This window comes from Neobacillus sp. Fa239, assembly GCF_055395235.1.
Window position 1 is genome coordinate 3,815,817 of the sequence record NZ_AP041611.1, and the last position, 23,792, is coordinate 3,839,608.

At 38.6% G+C, this 23,792-nt stretch carries 24 protein-coding genes and 1 other RNA gene; 5 read left to right on the forward strand and 20 right to left on the reverse strand.

Annotated elements, in window-relative coordinates; all coding sequences use genetic code 11:
• Positions 1-7: 7 nt before the first annotated feature.
• The 7 genes from ACZ5XR_RS18695 to ACZ5XR_RS18725 all read right to left on the reverse strand — a co-directional run bounded on the left by ACZ5XR_RS18695 (position 8) and on the right by ACZ5XR_RS18725 (position 7,293).
• On the reverse strand, positions 8-1,168 hold the full coding sequence (locus ACZ5XR_RS18695) for a THUMP domain-containing class I SAM-dependent RNA methyltransferase (RefSeq protein ID WP_464497842.1): 1,161 nt from the start codon (positions 1,166-1,168) through the stop codon (positions 8-10).
• A gap of 130 nt (positions 1,169-1,298) precedes the next feature.
• An RNA gene (gene rnpB, locus ACZ5XR_RS18700) (RNase P RNA component class B) lies at positions 1,299-1,702 on the reverse strand.
• 81 nt (positions 1,703-1,783) lie between these two features.
• A complete protein-coding gene (gene gpsB, locus ACZ5XR_RS18705) occupies positions 1,784-2,086 on the reverse strand; it encodes a cell division regulator GpsB (RefSeq protein ID WP_464497843.1) in 303 nt (100 codons plus the stop codon).
• 270 nt (positions 2,087-2,356) lie between these two features.
• Positions 2,357-2,917 (reverse strand): SLOG family protein, encoded by a 561-nt coding sequence (locus ACZ5XR_RS18710; RefSeq protein WP_464497844.1) that lies wholly within the window; start codon positions 2,915-2,917, stop codon positions 2,357-2,359.
• A gap of 116 nt (positions 2,918-3,033) precedes the next feature.
• Positions 3,034-3,390, reverse strand: a complete 357-nt coding sequence (locus ACZ5XR_RS18715; RefSeq protein WP_464497845.1) for a CotD family spore coat protein — start codon at positions 3,388-3,390, stop codon at positions 3,034-3,036.
• Positions 3,391-3,754: 364 nt separating this feature from the next.
• On the reverse strand, positions 3,755-5,020 hold the full coding sequence (locus ACZ5XR_RS18720; protein WP_464497847.1) for a ribonuclease H-like domain-containing protein: 1,266 nt from the start codon (positions 5,018-5,020) through the stop codon (positions 3,755-3,757).
• A 2-nt stretch (positions 5,021-5,022) separates the two neighbouring features.
• On the reverse strand, positions 5,023-7,293 hold the full coding sequence (locus tag ACZ5XR_RS18725) for a DEAD/DEAH box helicase (protein WP_464497849.1): 2,271 nt from the start codon (positions 7,291-7,293) through the stop codon (positions 5,023-5,025).
• 186 nt (positions 7,294-7,479) lie between these two features.
• On the opposite strand from ACZ5XR_RS18725, the gene ACZ5XR_RS18730 reads away from it, so the two are divergent.
• Both ACZ5XR_RS18730 and ACZ5XR_RS18735 read left to right on the forward strand, forming a co-directional pair.
• A complete protein-coding gene (locus tag ACZ5XR_RS18730; RefSeq protein WP_464497850.1) occupies positions 7,480-8,178 on the forward strand; it encodes a Crp/Fnr family transcriptional regulator in 699 nt (232 codons plus the stop codon).
• A gap of 84 nt (positions 8,179-8,262) precedes the next feature.
• Positions 8,263-8,736, forward strand: coding sequence for an Hsp20/alpha crystallin family protein (locus ACZ5XR_RS18735; RefSeq protein WP_464502372.1), 474 nt, complete (start codon positions 8,263-8,265; stop codon positions 8,734-8,736).
• 24 nt (positions 8,737-8,760) lie between these two features.
• Here ACZ5XR_RS18735 and ACZ5XR_RS18740 read toward each other — a convergent pair whose 3' ends face one another.
• Positions 8,761-9,300, reverse strand: coding sequence for a YppG family protein (locus tag ACZ5XR_RS18740; RefSeq protein WP_464497851.1), 540 nt, complete (start codon positions 9,298-9,300; stop codon positions 8,761-8,763).
• Positions 9,301-9,487: 187 nt separating this feature from the next.
• Here ACZ5XR_RS18740 and yppF point away from each other — a divergent pair, with 187 nt between their 5' ends.
• Entirely contained in the window at positions 9,488-9,700 is a 213-nt protein-coding gene (yppF, locus tag ACZ5XR_RS18745; protein ID WP_464497852.1) for a YppF family protein, read from the forward strand.
• A gap of 59 nt (positions 9,701-9,759) precedes the next feature.
• Here yppF and ACZ5XR_RS18750 read toward each other — a convergent pair whose 3' ends face one another.
• Together ACZ5XR_RS18750 and ACZ5XR_RS18755 are read right to left on the reverse strand one after the other, a co-directional pair.
• On the reverse strand, positions 9,760-10,029 hold the full coding sequence (locus ACZ5XR_RS18750) for a hypothetical protein (protein ID WP_464497853.1): 270 nt from the start codon (positions 10,027-10,029) through the stop codon (positions 9,760-9,762).
• A 335-nt stretch (positions 10,030-10,364) separates the two neighbouring features.
• Complete coding sequence (locus tag ACZ5XR_RS18755; RefSeq protein ID WP_464497855.1) at positions 10,365-11,327, reverse strand: DUF2515 domain-containing protein; 963 nt, start codon at positions 11,325-11,327, stop codon at positions 10,365-10,367.
• Positions 11,328-11,449: 122 nt separating this feature from the next.
• On the opposite strand from ACZ5XR_RS18755, the gene recU reads away from it, so the two are divergent.
• Both recU and ACZ5XR_RS18765 read left to right on the forward strand, forming a co-directional pair.
• Entirely contained in the window at positions 11,450-12,058 is a 609-nt protein-coding gene (gene recU, locus ACZ5XR_RS18760; RefSeq protein ID WP_464497856.1) for a Holliday junction resolvase RecU, read from the forward strand.
• A gap of 38 nt (positions 12,059-12,096) precedes the next feature.
• On the forward strand, positions 12,097-14,802 hold the full coding sequence (locus ACZ5XR_RS18765) for a transglycosylase domain-containing protein (RefSeq protein ID WP_464497858.1): 2,706 nt from the start codon (positions 12,097-12,099) through the stop codon (positions 14,800-14,802).
• A 19-nt stretch (positions 14,803-14,821) separates the two neighbouring features.
• Here the strand turns inward: ACZ5XR_RS18765 and ACZ5XR_RS18770 are convergent, their stop codons facing one another.
• The 10 genes from ACZ5XR_RS18770 to panB all read right to left on the reverse strand — a co-directional run bounded on the left by ACZ5XR_RS18770 (position 14,822) and on the right by panB (position 23,753).
• Positions 14,822-15,220, reverse strand: a complete 399-nt coding sequence (locus tag ACZ5XR_RS18770) for a YpoC family protein (protein WP_464497859.1) — start codon at positions 15,218-15,220, stop codon at positions 14,822-14,824.
• A complete protein-coding gene (nth, locus tag ACZ5XR_RS18775; protein WP_464497861.1) occupies positions 15,213-15,878 on the reverse strand; it encodes an endonuclease III in 666 nt (221 codons plus the stop codon). Before nth ends, ACZ5XR_RS18770 begins: the two co-directional genes overlap by 8 nt.
• A gap of 44 nt (positions 15,879-15,922) precedes the next feature.
• The gene (locus ACZ5XR_RS18780) at positions 15,923-16,627 is read right to left on the reverse strand and encodes a DnaD domain protein (RefSeq protein WP_464497862.1); all 705 of its coding nucleotides are present in this window, start codon (positions 16,625-16,627) and stop codon (positions 15,923-15,925) included.
• Positions 16,628-16,761: 134 nt separating this feature from the next.
• The gene (locus ACZ5XR_RS18785) at positions 16,762-17,955 is read right to left on the reverse strand and encodes a pyridoxal phosphate-dependent aminotransferase (RefSeq protein ID WP_464497863.1); all 1,194 of its coding nucleotides are present in this window, start codon (positions 17,953-17,955) and stop codon (positions 16,762-16,764) included.
• Positions 17,956-17,978: 23 nt separating this feature from the next.
• A complete protein-coding gene (locus ACZ5XR_RS18790; protein ID WP_464497864.1) occupies positions 17,979-18,452 on the reverse strand; it encodes a cell wall elongation regulator TseB-like domain-containing protein in 474 nt (157 codons plus the stop codon).
• Positions 18,453-18,465: 13 nt separating this feature from the next.
• Entirely contained in the window at positions 18,466-18,636 is a 171-nt protein-coding gene (locus ACZ5XR_RS18795) for a YpmA family protein (protein ID WP_464497865.1), read from the reverse strand.
• Positions 18,637-18,716: 80 nt separating this feature from the next.
• Entirely contained in the window at positions 18,717-21,518 is a 2,802-nt protein-coding gene (gene dinG / locus ACZ5XR_RS18800; protein ID WP_464497866.1) for an ATP-dependent DNA helicase DinG, read from the reverse strand.
• A gap of 133 nt (positions 21,519-21,651) precedes the next feature.
• Positions 21,652-22,035 carry an aspartate 1-decarboxylase gene (gene panD, locus ACZ5XR_RS18805; RefSeq protein ID WP_464497868.1) on the reverse strand — a complete coding sequence of 128 codons (384 nt, stop codon included), beginning with the start codon at positions 22,033-22,035 and terminating at the stop codon, positions 21,652-21,654.
• Between the two features lie 36 nt (positions 22,036-22,071).
• Positions 22,072-22,920: a pantoate--beta-alanine ligase gene (panC, locus tag ACZ5XR_RS18810; protein ID WP_464497869.1), complete on the reverse strand. Its 849-nt coding sequence runs from the start codon at positions 22,918-22,920 to the stop codon at positions 22,072-22,074.
• Positions 22,917-23,753, reverse strand: a complete 837-nt coding sequence (gene panB / locus ACZ5XR_RS18815; RefSeq protein ID WP_464502373.1) for a 3-methyl-2-oxobutanoate hydroxymethyltransferase — start codon at positions 23,751-23,753, stop codon at positions 22,917-22,919. The genes panC and panB overlap by 4 nt, the downstream gene beginning before the upstream one ends.
• Between the last annotated feature and the right edge of the window lie 39 nt (positions 23,754-23,792).

A 23,792-nucleotide genomic window follows, 5' to 3' on the forward strand; every position in this document is an offset into this window, starting at 1 on the left:
ACGCTGCTTAAGAATTATTATTGTCCAATTCATGTTGTCGTGGAGGTCTTTTCCCCCAATATTGATAGACATCTGTCCGGATAAATCCATTGAATAGTTTTCTTTTTTTCGTTGCCTGCTTCCCATATAAACTTTCAAAGTTTTCATTTGAGGTCATGATATAAATAGACCAAGTATCAAGCTTGCTAAAGGCCTGGCCCATTTCCTTGTACATTTGCTCTACTGCATTTTTTTCCCCAAGACGTTCACCATAAGGAGGATTACCTACAATTACTCCATACTCCTTTTTAGTAGAAATATCTTTTACCTGCATTTGCTTGAAACGGATTAAATCACCAAATCCTGCTTCGAAAGCATTTTCCTGAGCAATTTTCACCATGCGGTGGTCGATGTCTGAACCCGTTATATCCAATGGCTGGTCGTAATTAGCCAAATCCTCCGCTTCACTGCGGACATCCTCCCAAACCTTGGAAGGAATCCAATTCCAGGTTTCTGACACAAATTCCCGATTAAATCCTGGAGCAATGTTTTGCCCAATCAATGCAGCTTCAATAGGAATTGTTCCGGATCCACAAAAAGGGTCAATAAACGGACGGTCAGGCTTCCAATTAGTCAGCATAATCAGAGCGGCAGCTGTCGTTTCCTTCAACGGAGCCAATCCTTGGTCCGCTCGATAGCCGCGTTTATGAAGACCTTCACCGCTGGTATCAATGGTAAGAGTGGCAGTATCTTTTAGCATGGCCACTTCAATTCGATATAAACCGCCTGTTTCTTCGAACCACGAATTCCTTTTGTAATGGTTCTTCATTCTCTCCACAACGGCCTTTTTGACAATCGCCTGGCAATCTGAAATACTAAACAGCTTGGATTTCACGGATTTCCCTACGACAGGAAACTCGGCATCTTCCGGGAGAAACTTTTCCCACGGCAGGGCCTTTGTTTTTTCAAATAATTCATCAAATGTATAGGCTTTAAATTCGCCAACCTTTATTTTGACTCTTGCTGCCGTCCGAAGCCATAAATTGCTCCGTGCGATTGCATACTCGTCACCGATAAAGGAAACTTTTCCATTATCCACTTCACATTCATAGCCAAGTGAACGAACTTCTTTCGCAACCAGGGCTTCCAGACCCATCGCCGCAGTTGCAATTAATTGATATTTTCCCATTTTTTCACCCTTAACAAAATATGTATGTTTTCATTATAGACCAAATACAAATCGGGAATGCACATGAAAATAAAAAAGCCCTCCCATATAAGGAGAGCCTGTAAATCTTCGTACTTTCCCATTAATAACGTTCTGTAAGCCATGTTCTGTACCAGTGTACTGCAAGCGACTTTAAAGTCTCGTACATAGGTGGTAATCATCTATCTACAGACCCTTAAAGAATCTGTCCTTCTCCTCGTTCAATTCCTAAGAGAAAGTGCCCCTACCATTATTTGGGTTTCTCGCTCGTGGGGTTTACCGCGTTCCACCCTTTCCATTTCTAGAAAGGCTCCGTCACTGTGGCACTTTTATAGGTATTCATACCATATCCAATTGGACTTAGGTATTTTCCCGGCCGTCAGCCGGCCTCTTTGGACCAACTGCCCTAGCTTATGAATTCGCTAGGCACGAACACTACGAGCATCTCAGCTCGTGCGAGCATGGACTTTCCTCTACAATTCGCATGAATGCTCCTTGCAGCGATTACCCGAACGTCATTAATGAAGACATTTATTATTATATGTATTTCTCAACAAATATTCAATGGTTTTAATTAGGAAATAAGGGTACAATCTGTTAATCGTATAATTTGTTGCCAAATACATGTTTCTCAAGATTTGATAAACGTTTTAAGATATCAAAGTTAGTTGTGCCGGCAGGCTGGGAAATCGGTTGTCTCCTTGAAGATTCTTCCAGCTGCTTGCGCAAACGTAAATTTTCTTGCTGCAAATCTTCAATCTCTTGATGGAATGTTTCGTAATCTTTAATGATTAAATCCAAAAATTTATCAACATCTTCCTGCTTATAACCTCTTACACCGGTTTTAAACTCTTTCTCCAAAATATCTTTAGCTGTTAATTTCACTTTATCTGCAAGCATTCAAATCACCTCGAAATTCACCAATCATTACCTTATTTTTTCAAAAATATGCCCTTTTGTCAATTTTTCAATATGAAAAGTTCAAATTTTATAATTAAAATGTTTTAAACATGGTTGTTGATTTCAGCGAAGTGGCCTCGCTTTCCGCGGGGAGGTCCGGGAGCCTCCTCGGCGCTAAAGGCGCCTGCGGGGTCTCCCGTGACCTCTATATCCCACAGGAGTCGAGAGCCCTCCGCTACAATCTACAGTTGTAAAAATCAACATTCTCCTTTAAAAATCGAATTTTTTAAATTCCTCTTCTTCGACGATCATTTGCAAGTCATAGAATGTTATTAATCGGATAAAATATTCGTGATGTTCTTGATATTGAAGGGCCATTTCGTATATATATTTTGGACTTCCTTCTTTCTCTGAATCATAAAGAAGAAGTAGTCCATTGCTTTTTTCAATAAAAAATTGATTTTTCAAGCGGAATTGCCACGGTTTTTCATACCCTTTTTTCGTGACAGAATCAATAAAATCCGCCTGCGCTAGAACGGACTCGTACCATTCCTTATTTATTTCGCTCCAAGTCGCTTCTTGATCTAAAAAAGGGGTAATTACGGCAAGCTTTAAATCAGGATAATTCGATTGCAGCTCAAAGACTACTTCAGCAGCCCACAACTCTACACCTAACTGGCCACTTATCAGAACCCATTCAAGCCCTTCCTCTATCATGGGCATTATTTCTTTTCTGATCGCAGCTTTTATGTAATTTGCGGATGGATGGTCTTTTTGAAATATTCCTAATTCGAAAGGTTTATACCCAGATATGGATAGTACTTTATTCAAAAATGTGCTCCTTTATAAAAAATTTTTTTAATTTGGACAAACACTTTTTTAAAAAAATCATATCATATAGTAACACAAATAAAAAAACAAGGGCGAAGCCGCCCTTGCAATTTTCTTTAAAATGATCCAGGTCCCATAAATGGTCCTGGTCCAAAACCTGGTCCTACAGGTCCTCCTGGAGCAAAGCCTGGTCCCACAGGCCCTCCTGGACCAAAACCTGGTCCAAAACCTGGTCCTACAGGTCCGCACGGAGATGGTGCGCATGGAGGACAGCAGTTAATATGCTGGCTGCACACATTTTCAGCACATGAGGCTGATTCTGTACAGAAGTGTTTGTGCTGGAACATATGGTGGTTGACTGTTGTTACATGTGTTGGATGAATATGTGGCACCACCGTTGTTGAAAAGGTATGGTTCACGATTTGGTTTGTCGGATGAATGACTGGCGGCATAAAATTGGTTCCAAGATACATTTAAAGCTCTCCCTTCAATTATTCTGATTACACTAACAGCCTATGAAGGAAAGGGTACTCTTGTACTAAGGAAAATACCTATTTTTAGAAAATAGAATAAAAGCTATCTTTCATACTTGTAAAAAGTACGGCAGTCATACAAACGACAATAAAAAATAAAAACAAAATTGCTTTATACATAATACCAGCTCCATATTGTTTTTGATGTCGTTTTTACTCAATACAGTTTAACATTTTACCTTGTTCAACAAGGAATAACAATATGGAATTTGTGGTTTTTTCATGAAAATTCGAATGTTATATGTCCGATATCGAAGTTTGCTGAAAAACCAATTCAATGGAAGGATTTTGACGAATTTTGCGCTTACCTGGGAAATTTAGCGAGTTTTTTCTCCAATCGTCGCAACCTTGCTTGAAGCTGCTCAAGAGATAGCATTCCAGCTAATTCCCCTTTTTCTCGCAAATTTTTATTGATTTCAATCGCTTTGAAACAAAAATCTCGGGCAGAATAAACATCTTTAAATTTATGTTCATGCATTTTTGCTAATTCAAGAAGCGCTTCAATCGCAATCCTCTCGTCGTCGGATGCACAGACTTCAGAAAACAATGCAGATGACTTATCCCATTTTTCTTCCTTCTTATATTGGTAGGCAAGAGCAAGTTTCGCTTGAATAGAGGCAGAGTCTTTTCCGTCAATAAGCTTGGTCCAAACTTTTTCTGCTTCGTTTTTTTCTCCAATATAGTGGAACCACTTTCCTACTTGAAGCGACTCATTTCTTGTTTGATTTGGGTCAGTTCCAAAGAGTTGAAAGGTAAGATGGATATACAATGTAACAAGGGACAAAATATCGATTTCATTGTGCTTTAAAACACCAATCATTCCATCAGGATTTTTGCTTTCAACAAAATCAAAGTAGATCATTGGTGCCAAAAAGCCGGGGATGTCATCCACTCTTTCCACCCCTAAAACCTCTTTTTCCACGACTGCCAATTTCAAGCGCTCCAGCTTATGCCTCCAGAGTCTTTTTGCTGCATGAAACAAATCAAAATGCCCATAGGATGGAAGCTTCGGTACATGGTCTCGTATGAGAGTATGCCTTGTTTTAACTTGTGGCCAATCAAACGACTTACCATTGTAGGTGACAAGCGTTTTATAATTTACTTTTTCCAGAAAGCTTTGATATAAAGGAATTTCCGCACCAGGATTAGGTAAAATATGCTGCCGTAAAACTAAATAATCGCCACTAACACTCGCATAACCGAGCAGGAAAATCGTATTGCCAGCTCCCCCGCCGAGCCCGGTTGTTTCCGTGTCAAAAAAGAATAATTCTTCGGCACGGTACCCATGAGCGGATAAGGGATGCTGAATCGTATTCTTATTCCACATTTCAACCGCCGTCATAAAATCAGAAAAAGCATAATGCCCATGCTTTTGTGCCAGAGGGAATTTCACTTCTCTTATTAAGCAATAATTTTCATCAAAAAAATAGGGAGATACATCCTCATGCTCCCATCTGCTAAGGAACGGGATCTCAATATTCGGCTTTAAAAGGTCACCATGAACCGATTTACCTTTTTCTTCGGTTTGTATATGTGGTTTTAAACGATTTAATTTATTTTTTAATGACATTTCTACACTTCCAAAAAGGACGCAAGTATATTTAAGGCATCCATCTTAGCTGTTACACTAAGTGATTCTGCCCCAATGCAAGATGGACAGCCTGTTTCACATTGACACCTATTTATCATTTTTTTTGCCTCCATAAATACCTCTTCAAGACCAGTATAAATTTTTTCACTTAAGCCGATACCACCCGGGTAACGGTCATAGAAGAAAATGGTTGGTTTTTCGTTATGGTCTGCTTTTACTTGAGGAATGACATGGATATCCTGCGGGTCTGCCATGACAAATAATGGAGCGATATGATTTAAAGCATGGGCTGCGCCGGTTAGCCCCTGTTCCAACCGCTCCTGACCCATTTCCGCCAAAGCTTTGTTCAATGAGATCCAAGCAGCATTTGTATGCAATTCTTCCTCAGGGAGATGAATCGGACCTGAGCCAATATTTTCGTGTGTTTCAAATTTTATTTTTTTAAAAATGGTCGCCATTGCTCTGACACTTACATCCCCATAGCCAATTTCTGCATTCTTTAATGATTGAAGTTTATCAACCTCTAAGACTTTTAATTGGACTGCGAGATTTGCATCTGTAAAATAATCAACATCCACTTCTCTAACAAATGCCTTCTTCTCTTCCCAATCAAGCTTTTCAACTTGAAACTGTGTCCCCTGATGTAAATAAATGGCTTCCTCATGGAGAAGCGTCATCGCCGAAAAGCGGTCCATTTCCCCGATCACTTTGACATTCGCTACATCGGTTTGATCCACAATGATAATATTTTCCTGGGAAGCAGAACGTAAGCTAATATTATGAGCTGGAAATGAATCATTCATCCAAAACCATTTTTCCCCATTCCGATAAAGTATCCGCTCCTCTGTTAAGTACTCCAGCAGCTCCTCAGTGCCGACATCGCCAAATTGTTCTCCCTTTTTAAATGGCAGCTCATAGGCTGCACATTTCATGTGATCAATGAGGATAATTAAGTTGTCCGGGTTGATCCGAGCCGTTTCAGGGCTTTTATTAAAGAAATATTCCGGGTTCTGAATAATATATTGGTCAAGCGGACTCGAGCTTGCAACCATGATGACTAGAGCCTCTCCATGCCTTCTTCCCGCTCTTCCCGCCTGCTGCCAGGCACTGGAAATCGTTCCTGGATAACCGGTCATGATACAAACCTGAAGTTGTCCGATATCCACACCTAATTCAAGTGCATTCGTGCTTACTACCCCATAGATATCCCCGCTCCGAAGCCCTTTCTCAATTTTCCTCCGTTCAGTTGGAAGGTATCCGCCGCGGTAACCCATAATTGATTTTGGCCCCAATTGGTTTTTTACCAACTCTTGCAGGTAGGTCAAAATGATCTCCACCCTTACCCGGCTCCTGGCAAAAACAATCGTTTGAATTTTATTTTTTAATAGTTCACCAGCAAGTTTGCGCACTTCAAGCGTCGCACTTCTTCGGATATTTAATGGCTTATTTACAATGGGAGGATTGTAAAAAAGAAAATGTTTTCTGCCGCTTGGCGCTCCATTGTTATCAATTAAATCCATTTTTTCCTCTGTTAGACTCTCTGCCAGTTCAAGCGGATTGGCTATAGTGGCTGAAGTACAAATAAAAACAGGATGACTGCCATAATAGTGGCAAATCCGTTTAAGGCGTCTGATAACATTGGCAACATGGCTTCCAAATACACCCCGATAGGTATGGAGTTCATCAATAACAACAAATTTAAGATTTTCAAAAAGAGATACCCATTTGGTATGATGTGGAAGAATGGCCGAATGGAGCATGTCCGGGTTTGTAATGACCACGTGCCCTGCCTTTCTTACCCTTTGTCGTATATTTGCCGGTGTATCGCCATCGTAGGTATAACTATTGATCTCAACGCCGGCTGCTTGAATGATTTCATTGATTTCACTTTTTTGGTCCTGTGCAAGTGCTTTTGTCGGAAACATATATAGTGCTCTGGAACTTGGATTTGTAAGAATGGATTGAAGGACAGGAAGATTGTAGCAAAGCGTTTTACCCGAAGCTGTCGGTGTGACGGCAACAATACTTTGACCTTCGAGAATTTTTTCATAGGCAGATTTCTGATGAGTGAACAGCGATTCTATTCCTTTACTTTTTAGCGCAGTCTCGATCTCCAGATGTAAACCATTTGGCAGCGGAACGGTTTGTGCTGCTTTTTCAGGAATGGTACGCCAAGTTACTATATTTTCTTTAAACTGATCATTTATTTTTAATTCTGCTAGAATTTCCTGCAGATTTTTTTTAAACTTCATAACCTCACCTCAATACCTTTATTTTACCGAATAAACGTTCGTTACAAAAGATATATCCCGATTTTTTTATTTTTTCATGGAAACTGAAATGTAAAATAAATTCATGACAATTGTGTGACACTATCTTCTTTTTGCTCTAAACAATTTGTTACAATTAATAAGGAAGATTATTTTGGGGGTGACAGAATGAAGATAGAGGAAATTAAAAAGGTTCTCTCTGAATTCTCGCTTTTTCGAGAATTAAATGATTATGAATTAACTAAAATTACTGATATCGCCATTTCAAGAGATTGGAAAAAATCAAGTCATGTTTTTCTACAAGGTGACGAGCTTGAAAATGTCTATTTTATTTATGATGGTAAAATAAAAATATACAAGAGTGATATCAGCGGTAAAGAACAGCTGGTTGCCATCTTGAAAAAGGGTGAAATGTTTCCCCATGTCGGCTTTTTCAGAAAGGGGGATTACCCTGCCTATGCGGAGGTTCTCGAACATTCTACCCTGATTGCAATTCCCATCTCTAAATTTGAAAATGTCCTCATCGAAAATCCCCAGCTATGTATAAAGGTATTCAAGGTATTGGGTGAGAAAATTGTTGATTTACAAAATCGGTTGGAAGAACAAATTCTCAATAATACATATGAGCAAATTATAAAACTGCTTATCCGTCTTGGCCAGAAATATGGTAAAAAGCTTAATGATGGCAGAATATTATTAAAAGCGGAATTCACCAATAAGGATCTTGCCAATATGATCGGCACCACTAGAGAAACAATCAGCCGGACCCTGACAAAAATGAAAAAAGAAGAGTTAATCGAAGTAGATGATAAGGGTGATATGTTCATGGATATCGACGTACTCATGGAAGAAATCCATTTAATCTAAAAGGTTATACGGGCACCTAAAGAAGGCGGAAAGCATATGATAGCTGTAGAATTCTGAGAAAGTGAGGGAAATACGGTGTCATCCATGCCTCCGAGTGATCCAAAAAAACCTGTCAATTCAAAACAAGAGCCGTTCGGTGGTTTCATCAAATCCATGAATGACTTCTTCCATGAAAAGCCAATTAGGGGGTTTTTACAATCCATTGATGAATTTTTTAAAACTCCTTTTCCTTATTCACCAGCTTTCCATGTTGATACGGTTGAAACAAAAGATGAATATATCATTTCCGCAGAGCTTCCAGGGGTTAAAAAAGAGCAAATTCATCTTAATATATCCGGTAATAATATAACGATATCAGTGGAAAACAATGAAATCGTATCCGAGGAAGATGAAAAGAACCAATTCTATCGCCGGCGACAATGGCGTTCACAATCATCGCGAACTATAACGCTTCCACACCTCATCAATGAAAAGAAGGTCAAAGCCTCCTACCGGGATGGATTATTGCAAATTCGAATCCCTCAGGAAAAGGGAAAAATCATTAATATAGACGAATAAAAGACGGCATCACAGCCGTCTTTTTTACGTTTTAAAAAATCCTCCAAAGCCTTTTACAAGTGATGAAACTTGATTTACCGCATTCATCATTTGACCGGCCGTATTCATCATTTTATTAAAATCTACTGATCCGTCCTGAGATTTAAAGGAATTTATAAATGATTGCATTCCACCAGGTTGTTTTGGAATCATGTTTTGTTTCGGATAAGGATTCATCATTGGATGTCCATTCATAGGCATATATTGATTTGAAACCATTTCCTCTTGAGGCTGCAGCGGGTTTTGGAAAAGGAATTGAGAATCTTTTTGATTCGCCTGCTGACTAGGGAATAACATTTGCTGTGGTCCAAATCCAGTTGGATAATTTTGGCCATATGCAGGGATTTGCTGCTGTGGATAGTAGGGATTTTGTTGCGGATATGGATTCATACTTTGAGCCGGAGGCTGAAAAGGATATGGTTGATTGTATGCTATTGGCTGCCCGCTCCTTTGATAGTCAACGGGCCACCCATGCTGCCCCGGATTTACATAATTGAAATATGGATTTGGCCTATTATTATACATGGGCATACATCTCCTCCGCATTTTCATTACTACACATTATGAAATTCATGGGTTAATGGTGAATTAATTTCTAAACTTTAGGGCTTGTCAAATTCAAGGGAATTTTGTCTAAAGTTTAAATATTTCAAAAACAATAAATCTCTCAATTTGATGATACGATAGAAGAAATGGTGAAGGAGGAGAAACTATGGAAATTCGCGAATTAAAAAGCAAATTTATTCAAAGTCGAGCCTACAGCACAGAGGATGTAAATGAATTAATGGATTTTGCCAAAAAGGCATATATTCATAATGAAATTAACTTTAAAGAATATCGCCTTCTTGTCCGCGAACTTGAAACCCAAGGCGCGGTAATTCCTGATCATTACAAGGAAAACTCCCTCATCGAAAATTCTCAATAATAATTAAAAGAGATGTCTACTGGCATCTCTTTTCTAATGGTTCTTCATTATAATATTTTTTAAAAACCTAATTCAAGCTTTAATGGACCCGATAAATACTGACGGCTTTTATCTAAAGTACTAATAGTTAATGAACTGATATTATCTAATTCTTTATCTATTTCTTCCATTCTTTGTTTCGGAATAATTAATCTATCTAGTAAGTCTTTTTCCAAACTTTTGCGCGTATCGGAAAATGATGCCTCAAGAACCAAATCCAATTCTTCCAATTGATTATAAATTTCTGTCAGCATCGAAAGCAGCTGTTCTTTTTCGGTTGGCCTATTCATTACATTAACAACCTCCCCGCATTTATTTATTGTAATAATTCTCCTTCTTTTTAATGCTTCCTTCCTACTTGACAAAACTAGAAGCTATTCGTCAAAGAAAGTGTCTATTTGGCATTAATGCCTATTTATTTCGACATAACGCAATTTCGTATTAAAAAAAGGAAATCGTACAAGCTAAAAAATGGAGGTGTATTCAATGTCAAATAAAAATAAGCAAAACAAAAATCCAAAACAATCACAAGCAGATCAGAAAATGGGCTATGGCGATAAAAAACTAGAAGGTCCAAATAGACCTGCTGAATGAAGAAAAGCAAGGGGGGTATCCCCTTGCTTTTCTATGTCAGTGACTGTTTAATTGCGAGAATTAGTTTCAGCTGATTAGATTTTGCAAAGTACCAATCCGTAAGATGGATGGGATGGCGATGGCGGACCGGTTTGTAAAGCCAGAATGGAGATATCATTCTTTGCTTACTCCAATCTTGATAGGTATGGCGGTGATGCTTGATGATGGGAAAAGTCGTTCTAAGCATTGGTGTTTTCTTAGCAATATTAATTTTAAAATATTGTTCATAATCATTTCTTGAGCCAGTATGTGTTGTTTTTTCTGCAAAATCATAAAAATAAGGAAAAAGGCGTGGATAAAATAAGATCTTGGCCAACCTTTTACCCAGGTCAATCCGCTTTGAAACAGAACGGAAGCCGCTTACACTTGCCCCATAGACCTCACCGCCACGCGTTGGAAATAACACAGAGCTAAAATGGAGCCAATCCTGAAAAGAATAGAGAAAGGTATGAAAAACCTTTTCTTTATAAACAGGGTGCTCGATGATTGGGGATTGGATCACATTTTGTTCATTAATAATTAACGCGGTCGTCATTCGTTCCCTATTTTGTTCTTTCCAAAACCGGCACCATTCTTGTTGGATAAAGCTTGAAACATTAAAATAAGGCAGTAAATGAAACATGGGCTTGTTTATCCTCGTCGAATATTGATATATCAATAATTGTGGAAAAACATCGTGGAAAATTAACCAATTAGCACGTTCATAGGTTAGAAAAAGCTGTTTTCTTATTTTAGCATCTATAATATAGGGAAAAACATTTCCCTCAAGATCACACATATTCCATCCGCCATTCCTCGAAACCATATGGGCAAGGAATGACCAAATGATATCAGGATTCTTTTTAAAATAACGAAAATAAGCATCTGTTCGTGAGATATTATCAATATTTTTATTATCTGTTTCTCTTATTATTTGACGAATGATTTCCTGTTCCTGTATTGTAAGATGATTCATAGTTGTCTTCCTTAAAACATTAATAATAGAAGTATTTATTAGAATGTGATATCCATTTAATTTTATGCACTCAAGTTCCCTTTGATTTGGTATGATAGGTTATAGTTTGTGAGGTGCATATCATGAATGTAAATTATCCAAACGGAAAACGGTTCATACCCAAAACGTTTGAAACAAAGAATGTGACAAAAAATAAAAACGAATCATACAGCAATCGAGGAATGACGCTTGAAGAAGACCTAAATGAAACAAATGAATATTACAGAGATCGAAAAATTGCGGTGATTCATAAGAAGCCGACACCCGTTCAAATCGTCCAGGTGGATTATCCGAAACGGAGCGCTGCTGTTATTAAGGAGGCCTATTTTAAGCAAGCCTCCACGACAGATTATAATGGCGTGTTTAAAGGGAAATATATTGACTTTGAAGCAAAAGAAACACAAAATCCATCTTCTTTTCCACTAAAGAATTTTCACGAGCATCAAATTCGGCATATGGAAGAGGTATTACATCAAGGAGGGATTTGTTTTGTGATTCTAAGATTTACAAAAAACGAGCAAGTCTATCTATTGGAAGCAAAACACTTACTTTCATTTTGGGAAAGAATGATAAACGGAGGCAGAAAGTCTATTACAAAGCAAGAAATTGAGCAAAACGGGCATTACATACCACTTGGATTTCAAGCGAGAATTGACTATATTAGAATAATAGAAACGCTTTATCAATTTTAATCGATAAGAGCCCAAGTCTGGAAAGGAAGGACTACCACATGTCAGATCAATACCAATCAAGAGAGGAGCGCCGCAAACAGCAGCAAACCCAAGGAAAACAAAAAGACAAGAAAAAACCAAAAGGCATCATGAAGAGAATTTTTCTTACCATTGTCACTCTGGGGATTGTTGGTATTTTGGCCGGTGTCGGTACCTTTGCTTATATGGTTAAGGACGCTCCTAAACTTGATCCAAAAGTATTAAAAGATCCAATTTCTTCGAAGATTTTAGATATGAATGGTCACTTGATTACCGAGGTTGGTACAGCAAACAGAGAATATGCCACTTATAGCGAAATTCCAAAGCTATTAGAAAATGCCGTTTTAGCAACTGAGGATTATCGTTTTTATCAGCACCATGGGATTGACTTCATTCGTCTCGGCGGTGCCATTCTTGCCAATATACGGCATGGATATGGTTCTGAAGGTGGGAGCACCATTACTCAGCAAGTCATTAAAAATTCTTTTTTAACACCTAAAAAGACCTTGAAAAGAAAAGTGGAAGAAGCATGGCTTTCCTATCAGCTTGAACAAAAGTATACTAAGCATCAGATTTTTGAAATGTATATCAATAAAGTAAATATGTCCGAAGGCTATGGAATGGCAACAGCAGCGGATATTTTCTATGGTAAAAAATTAAAGGACCTGACACTTCCCGAAGCAGCTTTGCTTGCAGGAATGCCGCAAAGCCCTAATAATTATAATCCTTTTTACCATCCTGACTTAGCTAAAAACAGACGCGATACTGTATTATCTTTAATGCAACAACATGGATATATTTCCAAACAGCAAATGGAAGCAGCCATGAAAGTTCCTATCAAAACAGGCTTGGTGAAAGAAGGACAGCGGAAAATTAATGAAAAGCCTTTTGATTCCTTCGTTGATGCTGTTATAGATGAAGTAAAACAACAAGGTGACTTTGACATTTTCTCCGATGGATTAACCATCTATACAACCGTTGATCCAAAGGCACAAAAGTATGTTTATAATATGCTTAATTCTAAAGATGTAATCAATTATCCAGATAGTAAATTTCAAGCGGGTGTTGCCCTGATTGATACAAAAACAGGAGAAATTCGTGCCATCGGCGGCGGACGAAACCAACAAGTAAAACGAGGTTTTAACTATGCGATCGATACACGACGTCAGCCAGGCTCTACAATTAAACCAATTCTGGATTATGGACCCGCAATTGAATATCTAAAGTGGGGAACCTATCAACCAATTGTAGATAAACCAGTTACATATTCAACAGGGCAAACCTTCGGAAACTGGGATGGCAGATACATGGGCCAAATGACGATTAGAACGGCATTACAATTGTCCCGAAATACACCAGCTGTACAAACATTGCAGCAGGTCGGCTTAGATAGAGCCAAAACCTTTGCAAATAATTTAGGGATCCCTTTAAAAGAAATCTATGAATCCTATGCTATTGGCGGCTTAAGGGATGGTGTATCTCCTCTGGAGATGGCAGGGGCCTATAGCGCATTTGGAAACGATGGTTTTTATACAAAGCCACATGCCGTCCTTAAAATTAAACTTCGTGATGGTACCGTTATCGACACAGCACCTGAAACGAAAGTGGTAATGAAGGATTATACTGCTTTCATGATTACCGATATGTTAAAGAGTGTTTTAGAATATCCTGGTACCGGAACACAGGCCAATGTTCCTGGACTTCATATCGCAGGTAAGACAGGAACGACAAATTATACAGAAGATGAAAGAAGACAATGGAATATTCCAAACAGTAACTATATTCCTGATGCATGGTTTACAGGTTATACAACAAATTATACAGCATCCATTTGGACTGGATATCCAAACCGCTCGACACCGATTGCACCGGGAGACAGCCAAAAAATCGCTCAAAATATGTTTAGAAATTTAATATCCTATGTTTCAGAAGGAAAACAAACACCTGACTTCCGTGTTCCAAATAGTGTCCAAAGTGTAAAAATTGAAAAAGGGACGATGCCTCCTGTCCTTGCGAGTCAATATACACCATCAAGCCAGGTTCTTACGGAATACGCTGTAAAGGGATATGCCCCAGTGACGGTGTCTGAGAAGTATAATAAACTTGCTGCACCAAGCAATGCTGCAGCAAATTATGATGAGACGAAAAAAGAACTTTCTTTAAAATGGGATTATACCAACAAGTCCAATACACCTGTTCAATTTAATGTGACGGTTGATGGTGGAACCGCACCACAGAGCGTTACAACCGCGAATAAGGCATTGGTCATCCCAAATGTTACTCCTGGAGCTGCCTATAAATTTACAATCACAGCAGTATCCGGTGGCCGGAAAAGTGACCCGATTACTTATTCTTTTACTGTTCCACAACCAACAAATCAAAATAACCAGGGAGGCCAAAGTGGGAATACAGGCAACCAGGGAAATAACGGCACCACACCACCTCCAGCAACCACTCCTGGTCAAGGCAGCGGACAGGGCAGTGGTCAGGGTAGTGGAAAAAACAAGGGCACTGGCACTGGCAGCGGCAGCGGCAGCGGCACTGGCACTGGCACTGGCAGCGGCACTGGCAGCGGCAGCGGCACTGGCAGCGGCACTGGCAGCGGCAGCGGCACTGGCAGCGGCACTGGCAGCGGCAGCGGGTCCGGTAATGATAATAAAACCGGAGGTGGAACTGGCTCCACCAATGGCGGAGTAACCAGTCAGAATGGTTCAAATGGTACTTAATAATAAATGAAAAAATCGTCTAGCCATTTGGCTTAGACGATTTTTTTAGTATATTTTTTTTAGCAAAAAGCTTTTCCTGCTCCACAAAAAGCTCTGATAACTGGCGGAACGAATGAAATAATTCAGGTCTCTTAGCAATAAACCCAAGCCTCTCATCAAGATTTATCGGCTTAATAACTAATTCATTCCATGGGAGCGGATCTTTAAGCTGAACAGGGAGATCATTGGACCAAAACAAAAACTGAACAAACAATCCGATTCCCTTTTTCATTCCCAATAAGGTGTTTGTCTGTTCACGGTTTTGGTACAGTTTCGTAAGATCGGTTTTCGTATTTTCCCACTCGGTTAAAATTATCGGAATGCTATCAAGTTGTTCTAATTCTTTAGGAAAAGGTAAAATTCGGATGAAATCAACCATTCACAATCTCTTCCTTCCCCTTCATTCTCTTTTTCCCTTCCCTGCACAGCCCTAATAACGGGCATGTTGGGCACTGGGGATTTTGCGCTTTGCAATGATACCTGCCAAAAAAAATCAGTCTGTGATGGGTCACTGACCATTCATCTTTTGGAATTTTCTTCATTAACGTCTTCTCAACTTCAAGGACTGAATCCTTCCAACGGCAAATTCCAAGGCGCTTGCTTACTCTTTCAACATGGGTATCGACAGCAATCGCAGGAATGTTATAAGCGACAGAAACGACCACATTTGCAGTCTTTCTTCCTACACCAGGTAAATGTGTCAATTCGTCCCGGTCTTTTGGAATTTCCCCATTATATTCATCTAATACCATTCGACAAAGACTTTGAATATTCTTCGCTTTGTTTCGATAGAGTCCAATGGAACGAATATCATTTTGCAGCTCTTCAAGAGGCACTCTTAAATAATCCTCCGGAGTTTTGTATTTTTCAAATAATCCTTTTGTCACTTTGTTCACGAGGGCATCCGTGCATTGTGCCGATAAGGCAACGGCAATTACTAATTCAAATGGATTCGAATGATTCAATTCACAGTGAGCATTAGGGAACATTTCGCCCATTTGGTCAAGGCAATAGCGAATCTGTGTATTATTAAGCAAGTAGGTCACCTACCAATGAAAATTTAGCAAAACCATTAAGAGGGTTATTGCTCTAGCCAATTGTAGAATGGTATTGAAGGAGTTTGTTGTTGTGGTTCTTCCTGAGTATTGCGATTTTGTGTTTGTTTTTGGCGGAATTTACGTCCGTGGTTTTTTGCCTGATCAATTGTTTTAATTCCATTTTTCTTCCATTCGAAAAGAATTCGATCAATATAACGAAAATTTAATTTGCCCGACATAACGGCTTCTCTTAATGCTGCCTTTATGATGATGGGATCATGGTGGTCATCATCCATCCACATCCCCAGCGTTTCACATTCGAAGGGTGATAATGGCCGGCCGAACTCTCTTTCAAAACAGGTGTACAGGTCTGTTTCTTCTGATTTTTTACTTAAGTTCTTGCTATTTTTATCTTTCATCAAGAATTGTTCAATCAGCTTTTCCCACAATGGAAGCACTGAATACTTTTCATACCGAATACCATCATTGGAATATTCATCAATAATTTCAATCAAGCCTCTTTGTACTAGCCTTCTTAGCATTTCATTGCATTCAGATACGGAAACTGTCATTCTGGATGATAGTTCTTCAGGAGTTGGAAATCCATTACCTTTTTCTAAAAAAGTTATAATATTTAATAGGAGAACAAGTTCATATTCTGTTAATTTAAGATTGCGGTACTCAGAAAACAATAGGGTCGGAATCGTTATGTTACCTTCCTGAAGCCATGATAGTATATTTGATTTCATTTTTATGACACCTCCAGAATAGTATAACACGAACAAACCTTCTGCGTAAGTGAATTAGACAACCAGCTTTGGTAAGTAAAGCAAAAAGTCTGCGACTCGCAGACTTTTCTTTTTTATCAAAAAACTTTATAAAATTAAGATTTTATTTTTGCTTCTACAAATTGTCGGATTCTTGATACGGCAATTTCTAATAAATCAAGAGATGTAGCATATGATAGGCGGATATTATCAGGTGTTCCAAAGCCTGACCCCGGTATAACCGCAACCTTTGCTTCCACCAATAAACCTTCAACAAAATCATCAACATTGCGATAACCCGTTAATTCTGCTGCTTCCTTTACATTAGGGTAAAGGTAAAAGGCCCCTTGCGGTTTCACACATGAAAATCCAGGAATTTGAACAAGTTGATCATAGATGATTTCCAGTCTATGTTCAAAAGCATGCCGCATTTCCTCTACTGTTTCTTGGCTGCCGTTATAAGCTGCAATTGCTGCAAATTGAGCCGTTGTAGTTGGATTCGACGTGCTATGGCTGGCAAGGTTTGTCATTGCATTGATAATCTCTTTATTACCAGCTGCATAACCAATTCTCCAACCTGTCATCGAATGTGATTTAGAAACTCCATTAATAATAATGGTTTGTTCCTTTAATTCTGGTGACAGCTCCGCAATGGAAACATGCTTATGATTTCCATAAATAAGCTTTTCATATATTTCATCTGAAACGATTAAAATGTTTTCCTTTAAACAAACTTGACCCAACGCAAAAAGCTCTTCTTCTGTATATAATACCCCTGTTGGATTGCTTGGTGAATTGATAATAATCGCTTTTGTTTTATTGGTTATGGAATGAACTAATTGATCCGGAGTAATTTTAAATTGATTCTCCTCCGAACCCTCAAGAAAAACAGGAATTCCACCTGCTAATTTAACCTGCTCAGGATAGCTAACCCAGTATGGGGAAGGGATAATAACCTCGTCACCGTCATTTAATAGGACTTGAAATAACGTGTATAAGGCATGTTTTGCCCCATTACCCACTATGATTTCATTTTGTGCATAAGTCAAACCCTGATCCCTTTGTAATTTTGCGATAATGGCCTTCTTCAATGCCGGTAATCCTGCTGAAGGAGTATATTTTGTTTGCCCTTCATTCATTGACTCCACTGCTGCAGCAATAATATGCTGGGGTGTATTAAAATCCGGCTCTCCGGCACCCAAACCAATGACATCTTCCCCTTGTTCTTTTAACTCTTTTGCCTTAGCAGTAATTGCTAAGGTTGATGATGGCGTTAATGATTTTACCCTGTTTGCAAGTTCCACTGCCATTCTAATTCCTCCATTCCCATCGACTATAGATTTTCAATTTTTTTCAGCCATTCACCTGATTCAAAGTGAACATAATAATAATTTATTAAATTATTTTTCGAAAGGTAATAAATTTCCCATAATGGAATATTTTTTTCCATCCCTAAGCGGACAGAAATGATTTTTTTAGGGGATTTTTCCTGTAAAAGCTTATTAATGGCTTGCTGCTTTGTCAGCCCATCCTTTGCTTTTTTTACGATGACTTCCTTTGTTTTCTCCGGAATCCAAACGATGATTTTTTCCCCATTTTTGTCTTTCCCCTCAATCACACTAACGGTCTCATTTCCATGGTATACATGAAAAGCTTGTACCTCTTTTAATTGAGAGTTTTTCTTCGCCAGTGAAACGGCCTTAACTTCAGCAGCTTTAACAGGCGCGACTGCAGTAAAATAAACCTTTATTAAAATACCAAGAAAAACCATCACAAATAATACCAAAAATAAAATCCACTTTTTCACTTTATTCACTTCTCTATGTACGATAAATGGTAAAAATCGCTTTATTTTGATCATTATGATCAAGTGCAAGGCCAAACATAAGATCTTTTTCTTTTAATGTACGGTTAAGGGCATCAACGATTTTATATAAATCCGGGCTATTTAGGATTTTTACCGTTGATAAAACTTCTATCTTACTCTCCATATTTTCCTCCATTGATGATTATCTTGGTTAAATACTCAAAAATTATTATAACAGGTGAATAGGATTTTTTCCTAACTTTATTACAACCATCTTTCAATTATTGAAACGAATTCATCAATTTTTCCTCTTTTTATCGGGATAGTTGGTATGGACTTTAAAAAGTCTTTTCCGTAATTGGTTGTGACGATTCTTTTGTCAAAAACAATCATGACACCGCGGTCCGTTTCGGTGCGAATTAACCGGCCGAATCCCTGTTTAAATCGGAGTATTGCTTCCGGAAGTGAATAATCATTAAAGGCATTCCCGCCCTGCTGTTTAATAAACTGACATTTTGCTTCTGTTAAAGGTTCATCTGGCGGGCTGAATGGGAGCCTTACAATAATAAGACAGGATAAGTCCTCCCCTGGAATATCTACACCTTCCCAAAAACTGCTGGTACCTAACAAAATAGCTTTATCATAACGCTGAAAATTCCTTGTTAACCTCGTTCTGCTGCCGCTGGTAATCCCTTGGGCAATAATTGCATAGTCAGTGAGAAAGCCACTTTCCTTGATCAAATCATACGTTTTCTTTAGCATTTCATAGGCGGTAAAAAGAATCAGCATTCTGCCCTTTGTGGCTTCAGCAATGGTAATAATATGCTCTGTGATGGCGATTACATACTCGTCTAACGATACGGAAGTAACTTCTGGCAAATCTTCTGAAATCAGCATCTGAACTTGATTTTGATAGTCAAATGGAGAAGGTATAACCATTTGATAAGTAGTGTCCGGGCATAATCCAATTTCCTTGATAATAAAATCAAAGGATTGTTTAACGGTCAATGTGGCAGAAGTCAGCACAATGCTTTTCTTATTATTAAAAAACGTTTCCTTAAGGGCTGAAGCAACTGTTGCCGGTTTAGCAAAAAACGTTGTGACATTCTGAGGGGACCGTAGATCGATCTCAATCCATTTCGCAAAAGGCGATTCTTTTAGAAAGCAATTTTGAACCGTTTCTCTTAATTCTAAAAGGTCTCCCAGAAAAGAAATTATTTCTTCCAACATATTCTTTTGTGTATTTGACAGGTTCCAATGTTGCTTTTTAATCCATTCTAACCGGGAATTTATCTCCGTATATAAATCCTTTAATAAAAAGGAAAATCTCTCGGCACTGTGTTTAAGACCTGCAATTTCTCTCCCTTCATCATTGGGGGAAAAACGGATCTTTACACGGTTCATTCCCTTTTTATTTCCGGCCATTTTTTTCGCAAAGAGAGCGGTCAACTTGAAGAATTCATCCATTTCATAGTTAACATCGGAAAGCAGCTGATTCAGCTCAAATGTATGGGAAACCAGTTTCTTTTCGGTATCCATCATTTGAAGCAGCCCCTCTAATTGAAAGAAAAGCTGTTTCTGTTCATATAATCCAAAATGGCTTAACAGCAATCTGGTCGATAAATAATCCAATGTATGGCCAAAAAATTGAACTGCTACTTTTTCAAAATGATGTCCCTCATCAATTATGGCGAATTCAAATTCAGGTAAACAAGATCCTTTCCCTGAAAGTTCGCTAAGTAATAAAGAATGGTTGATGATAATAATATCAGCCTGCCCAGCTTCGTCTTTTGCTTTTACATAATAATCTTTTTCACGCCATTCACTTGAACGCATAAAAACAACAGGCTCGTTTTTTATTTTGTTCCAATAGAGCAATCCACCGCTCGACAGGTTCAATTCATCTTTATCGCCCGTTTGTGTCTCAGTAAGCCAAACAAGAATTTGCATCTTTGTTAATGTAGTATCATAATTATCGTACGCATCTGTTAATGTTTGCTGAAATCTCTCAATGGAAATGTAATTATTTCTTCCCTTAAGAAGGACTGATTTTATTTCAAAAGGCAAAATTTTAGTTAATAGCGGTATTTCATTGTGAATAATTTGATCTTGAAGCTGGGTCGTATGGGTACTTACCACGATTGGGGTTTGATATTGCTTAGAGAAATACGCAGCCGGTAAAAGGTAACCAAGTGATTTCCCGATACCTGTCCCTGCTTCAATTAATGAGTGACGATTCATTTGAAATGCTTGAAATACCCCATCCATCATTTTTAATTGCCCCGTGCGATTTTCATAATTAGCGAATGCTTTTTTTAACAGTGCCCTTTTTTCTTCATCCTTTTCCGGATACGTATAATCAATCTTTCCCTCTGAATATTCATTATTCTGCGGGATCTTTTTAAGGGCAAGACCTTTGAATATTTCAACTTCCTTTTTGGCTATCCTTAATGCTTTATCTTTTTTCATTTCCATCTCTTCTAATAGCTGCTCTAGGTCGCTCTTTAAACCACCAGAGAGTTTCGTAAGTTGATTTAACGTTATCTCGGGCAAAGACGCTAACTTCTGCAAAAGCAGCAGAAAGAGCTCAGCCGTTACTTGGGCATCACTATCCGCCTGATGGGGCCGATCATGATGTAAGCCTTCTCTTTCGGCTAAATCTGATAACTTATAGCCATCTGCCGTAGGATAGAGAATCCTGGCCATTTCGACCGTATCCAGGACAGGTCCGTAAAAGCCTTCAAATCCGGCTGCAATTAATTCTTCCTGAAGAAATGACAAGTCAAATAATACATTATGGGCAACAAAATAAGCGTTTTCTAATAATGAAGCTACCCTTGGGGCTATTTCAGAAAAAACTGGTGCATGTTTAACCATCTCATCGTTAATACCAGTCAATTCTTCAATAAATGGGGGAATCGCTTTTTTTGGATTAATTAAAGATGAGTATGTGTCAGTGATCGCACCATTTTCAATAACAACAGCGGCAAATTGAATGATTTTATCACCTTTTTTGGGAATGTTTCCGGTCGTTTCTAAATCTATGACGACAAATTTATTTTCCATTATGCTAAACACCTCAAACCTTCATCCTAAAACGGTAACATAAAACGATAAAAAGAAAAAGTAAACAATTCCCGTTCCGCTAAAACCATTATATAAAATACGCTAAAAAAAGAAAAATCCCCAAGGGAGGGGATTACATGATTGTGTGTGCGGGTTCTTGATGAAGCAGTTCTTTAACACGATTGTTTTCATCCATTATGGCAACCCGCGGTTTATGGTATGGTACTTTTTCCTCTGAGACTAATGCATAAGAAATAATAATGACGATATCTCCCGGTTGCACCAGCCTTGCGGCAGCACCATTTAAACAAACAACCCCGCTTCCCCTTTGGCCGGGGATAATATACGTTTCAAGGCGTGCTCCATTATTATTATTTACAATTTGCACTTTTTCATTAGCTGTCATGCCTACCGCATCTAATAGGTCTTCATCAATTGTAATGCTTCCAACATAGTTTAAATTAGCTTCTGTAACCGTTGCTCGATGGATTTTGCCGTTCATCATGTTACGAAACATTAATATTTCCTCCGATTTCTCTTCCTCTGAAGAATCTTATTTTATCTCTAATATAAAATTGTCGATTAAGCGTACATTAGAAAATTTAACTGCCAGTGCCATGATAATGGTTCCGGATAATTCATCCAAAGGTTTTAAATGCGGATAAGATAAAATATCCACATAATCAATCTGTCCATTACTTTCAGACGTGATATAATCCCTTATTTTGCTTTTCAATTGTTCCGGGTCCCGTTCCCCTTCATCAATCGCCATTTTAGACCTAACCAAACTCTTGTATAGAACGGTGGCCTGACTTCTTTCATCTGTTGTAAGATTTACATTGCGAGAGCTTTTAGCCAGACCGTCATCTTCACGAACAATTTCAACAGGCACCAATTCAATGGGAAAATGAAAATCTGTTATTAGCCCATCAATAACCGCTACCTGCTGGGCGTCCTTCTTGCCGAAATAGGCTCTTGTCGGCTGCATGATGTTAAAGAGCTTTGTTAATACAGTTGCAACCCCATCAAAATGCCCTGGTCTCGAAGTACCACAAAGAACATTCGTACGCTCCTGTACGATCACTTTTACAGATGAAGAGTGAGGATACATTTCATTCACAGATGGGTAAAAAAGATAATCGATTTTTTCACACTCCGCTAATGCACGGTCACGTTCGAAATCTCGCGGATAAGTAGTAAAATCTTCATTAGGCCCAAATTGTAATGGATTGACAAAAATGCTCATTGCTACAATATCGTTTTCAGCTCTTGCTTTTTTTAAAAGAGCTAAATGCCCTTCGTGTAAAAAGCCCATTGTGGGGACAAACCCAATCGTCTTCGATTGGCTTTTGTGGTTCATAATTACTTCTTGCATTTCTTTGATGGTTGTAATGACCTTCATTCTTTACCTCCATAAAGCCCGTTTAATTCCTGTTCGTTCATGGTAAATGTATGTTTAACTTCTGGAAATTGGTTCATTTTGACTTCATTTACATAGGATTGAATCGATTCTATTATTAATGGTTGCAAATTAGTAAATTGTTTCACAAATTTTGGAACTCGCTCGACACCATATCCCAAAATATCGTGATACACTAAAACCTGTCCATCTACTTCCAAACCAGCTCCAATCCCAATGACAGGAATTTCAAGATGCTTCTGGACTTCTGCCGCCACCTGCTTTGGTACACATTCAAGCACAATCATGAAAGCCCCTGCGTCCTCGCACTTTTTGGCATCTAGAAGCAGCTTTCTTGCTGATTCTGCTTCCTTTCCTTGCACTTTATAGCCACCTAAGACCCCGACTGATTGCGGTGTTAAGCCGAGATGGGAGCAAACAGGAATACCTGCCTTAGTCAGAAGTGAAATAGTTTCAATAACTTCATCCGCCCCTTCAATTTTTACAGCATTTGCACCTGTTTCTTGTATTAGTTTACCCGCATTCACCAAGGTATCCTTTCCTGATAAATGGTAGGATAAAAATGGCATATCCACGACAATGAAGGTATCTTTTGCCCCTCGTTTCACCGCTTTTGTATGATGGACCATGTCCTCAACTGTTACTGGTATGGTGGAGTCATAGCCCAAAACAACCATCCCTAAGGAATCTCCAACTAAAATGATGTCCACTCCGCTTTGTTCGGCTTGTTTTGCAGAAGGATAATCATAGGCGGTCAACATAACAATCTTTTCATTAGCCTGTTTCATTTTTGTGAAATCTGTGGTTTGCTTCATCATCTTACCTCCTTTTAATTTAGGAAGAGGAGATTACAT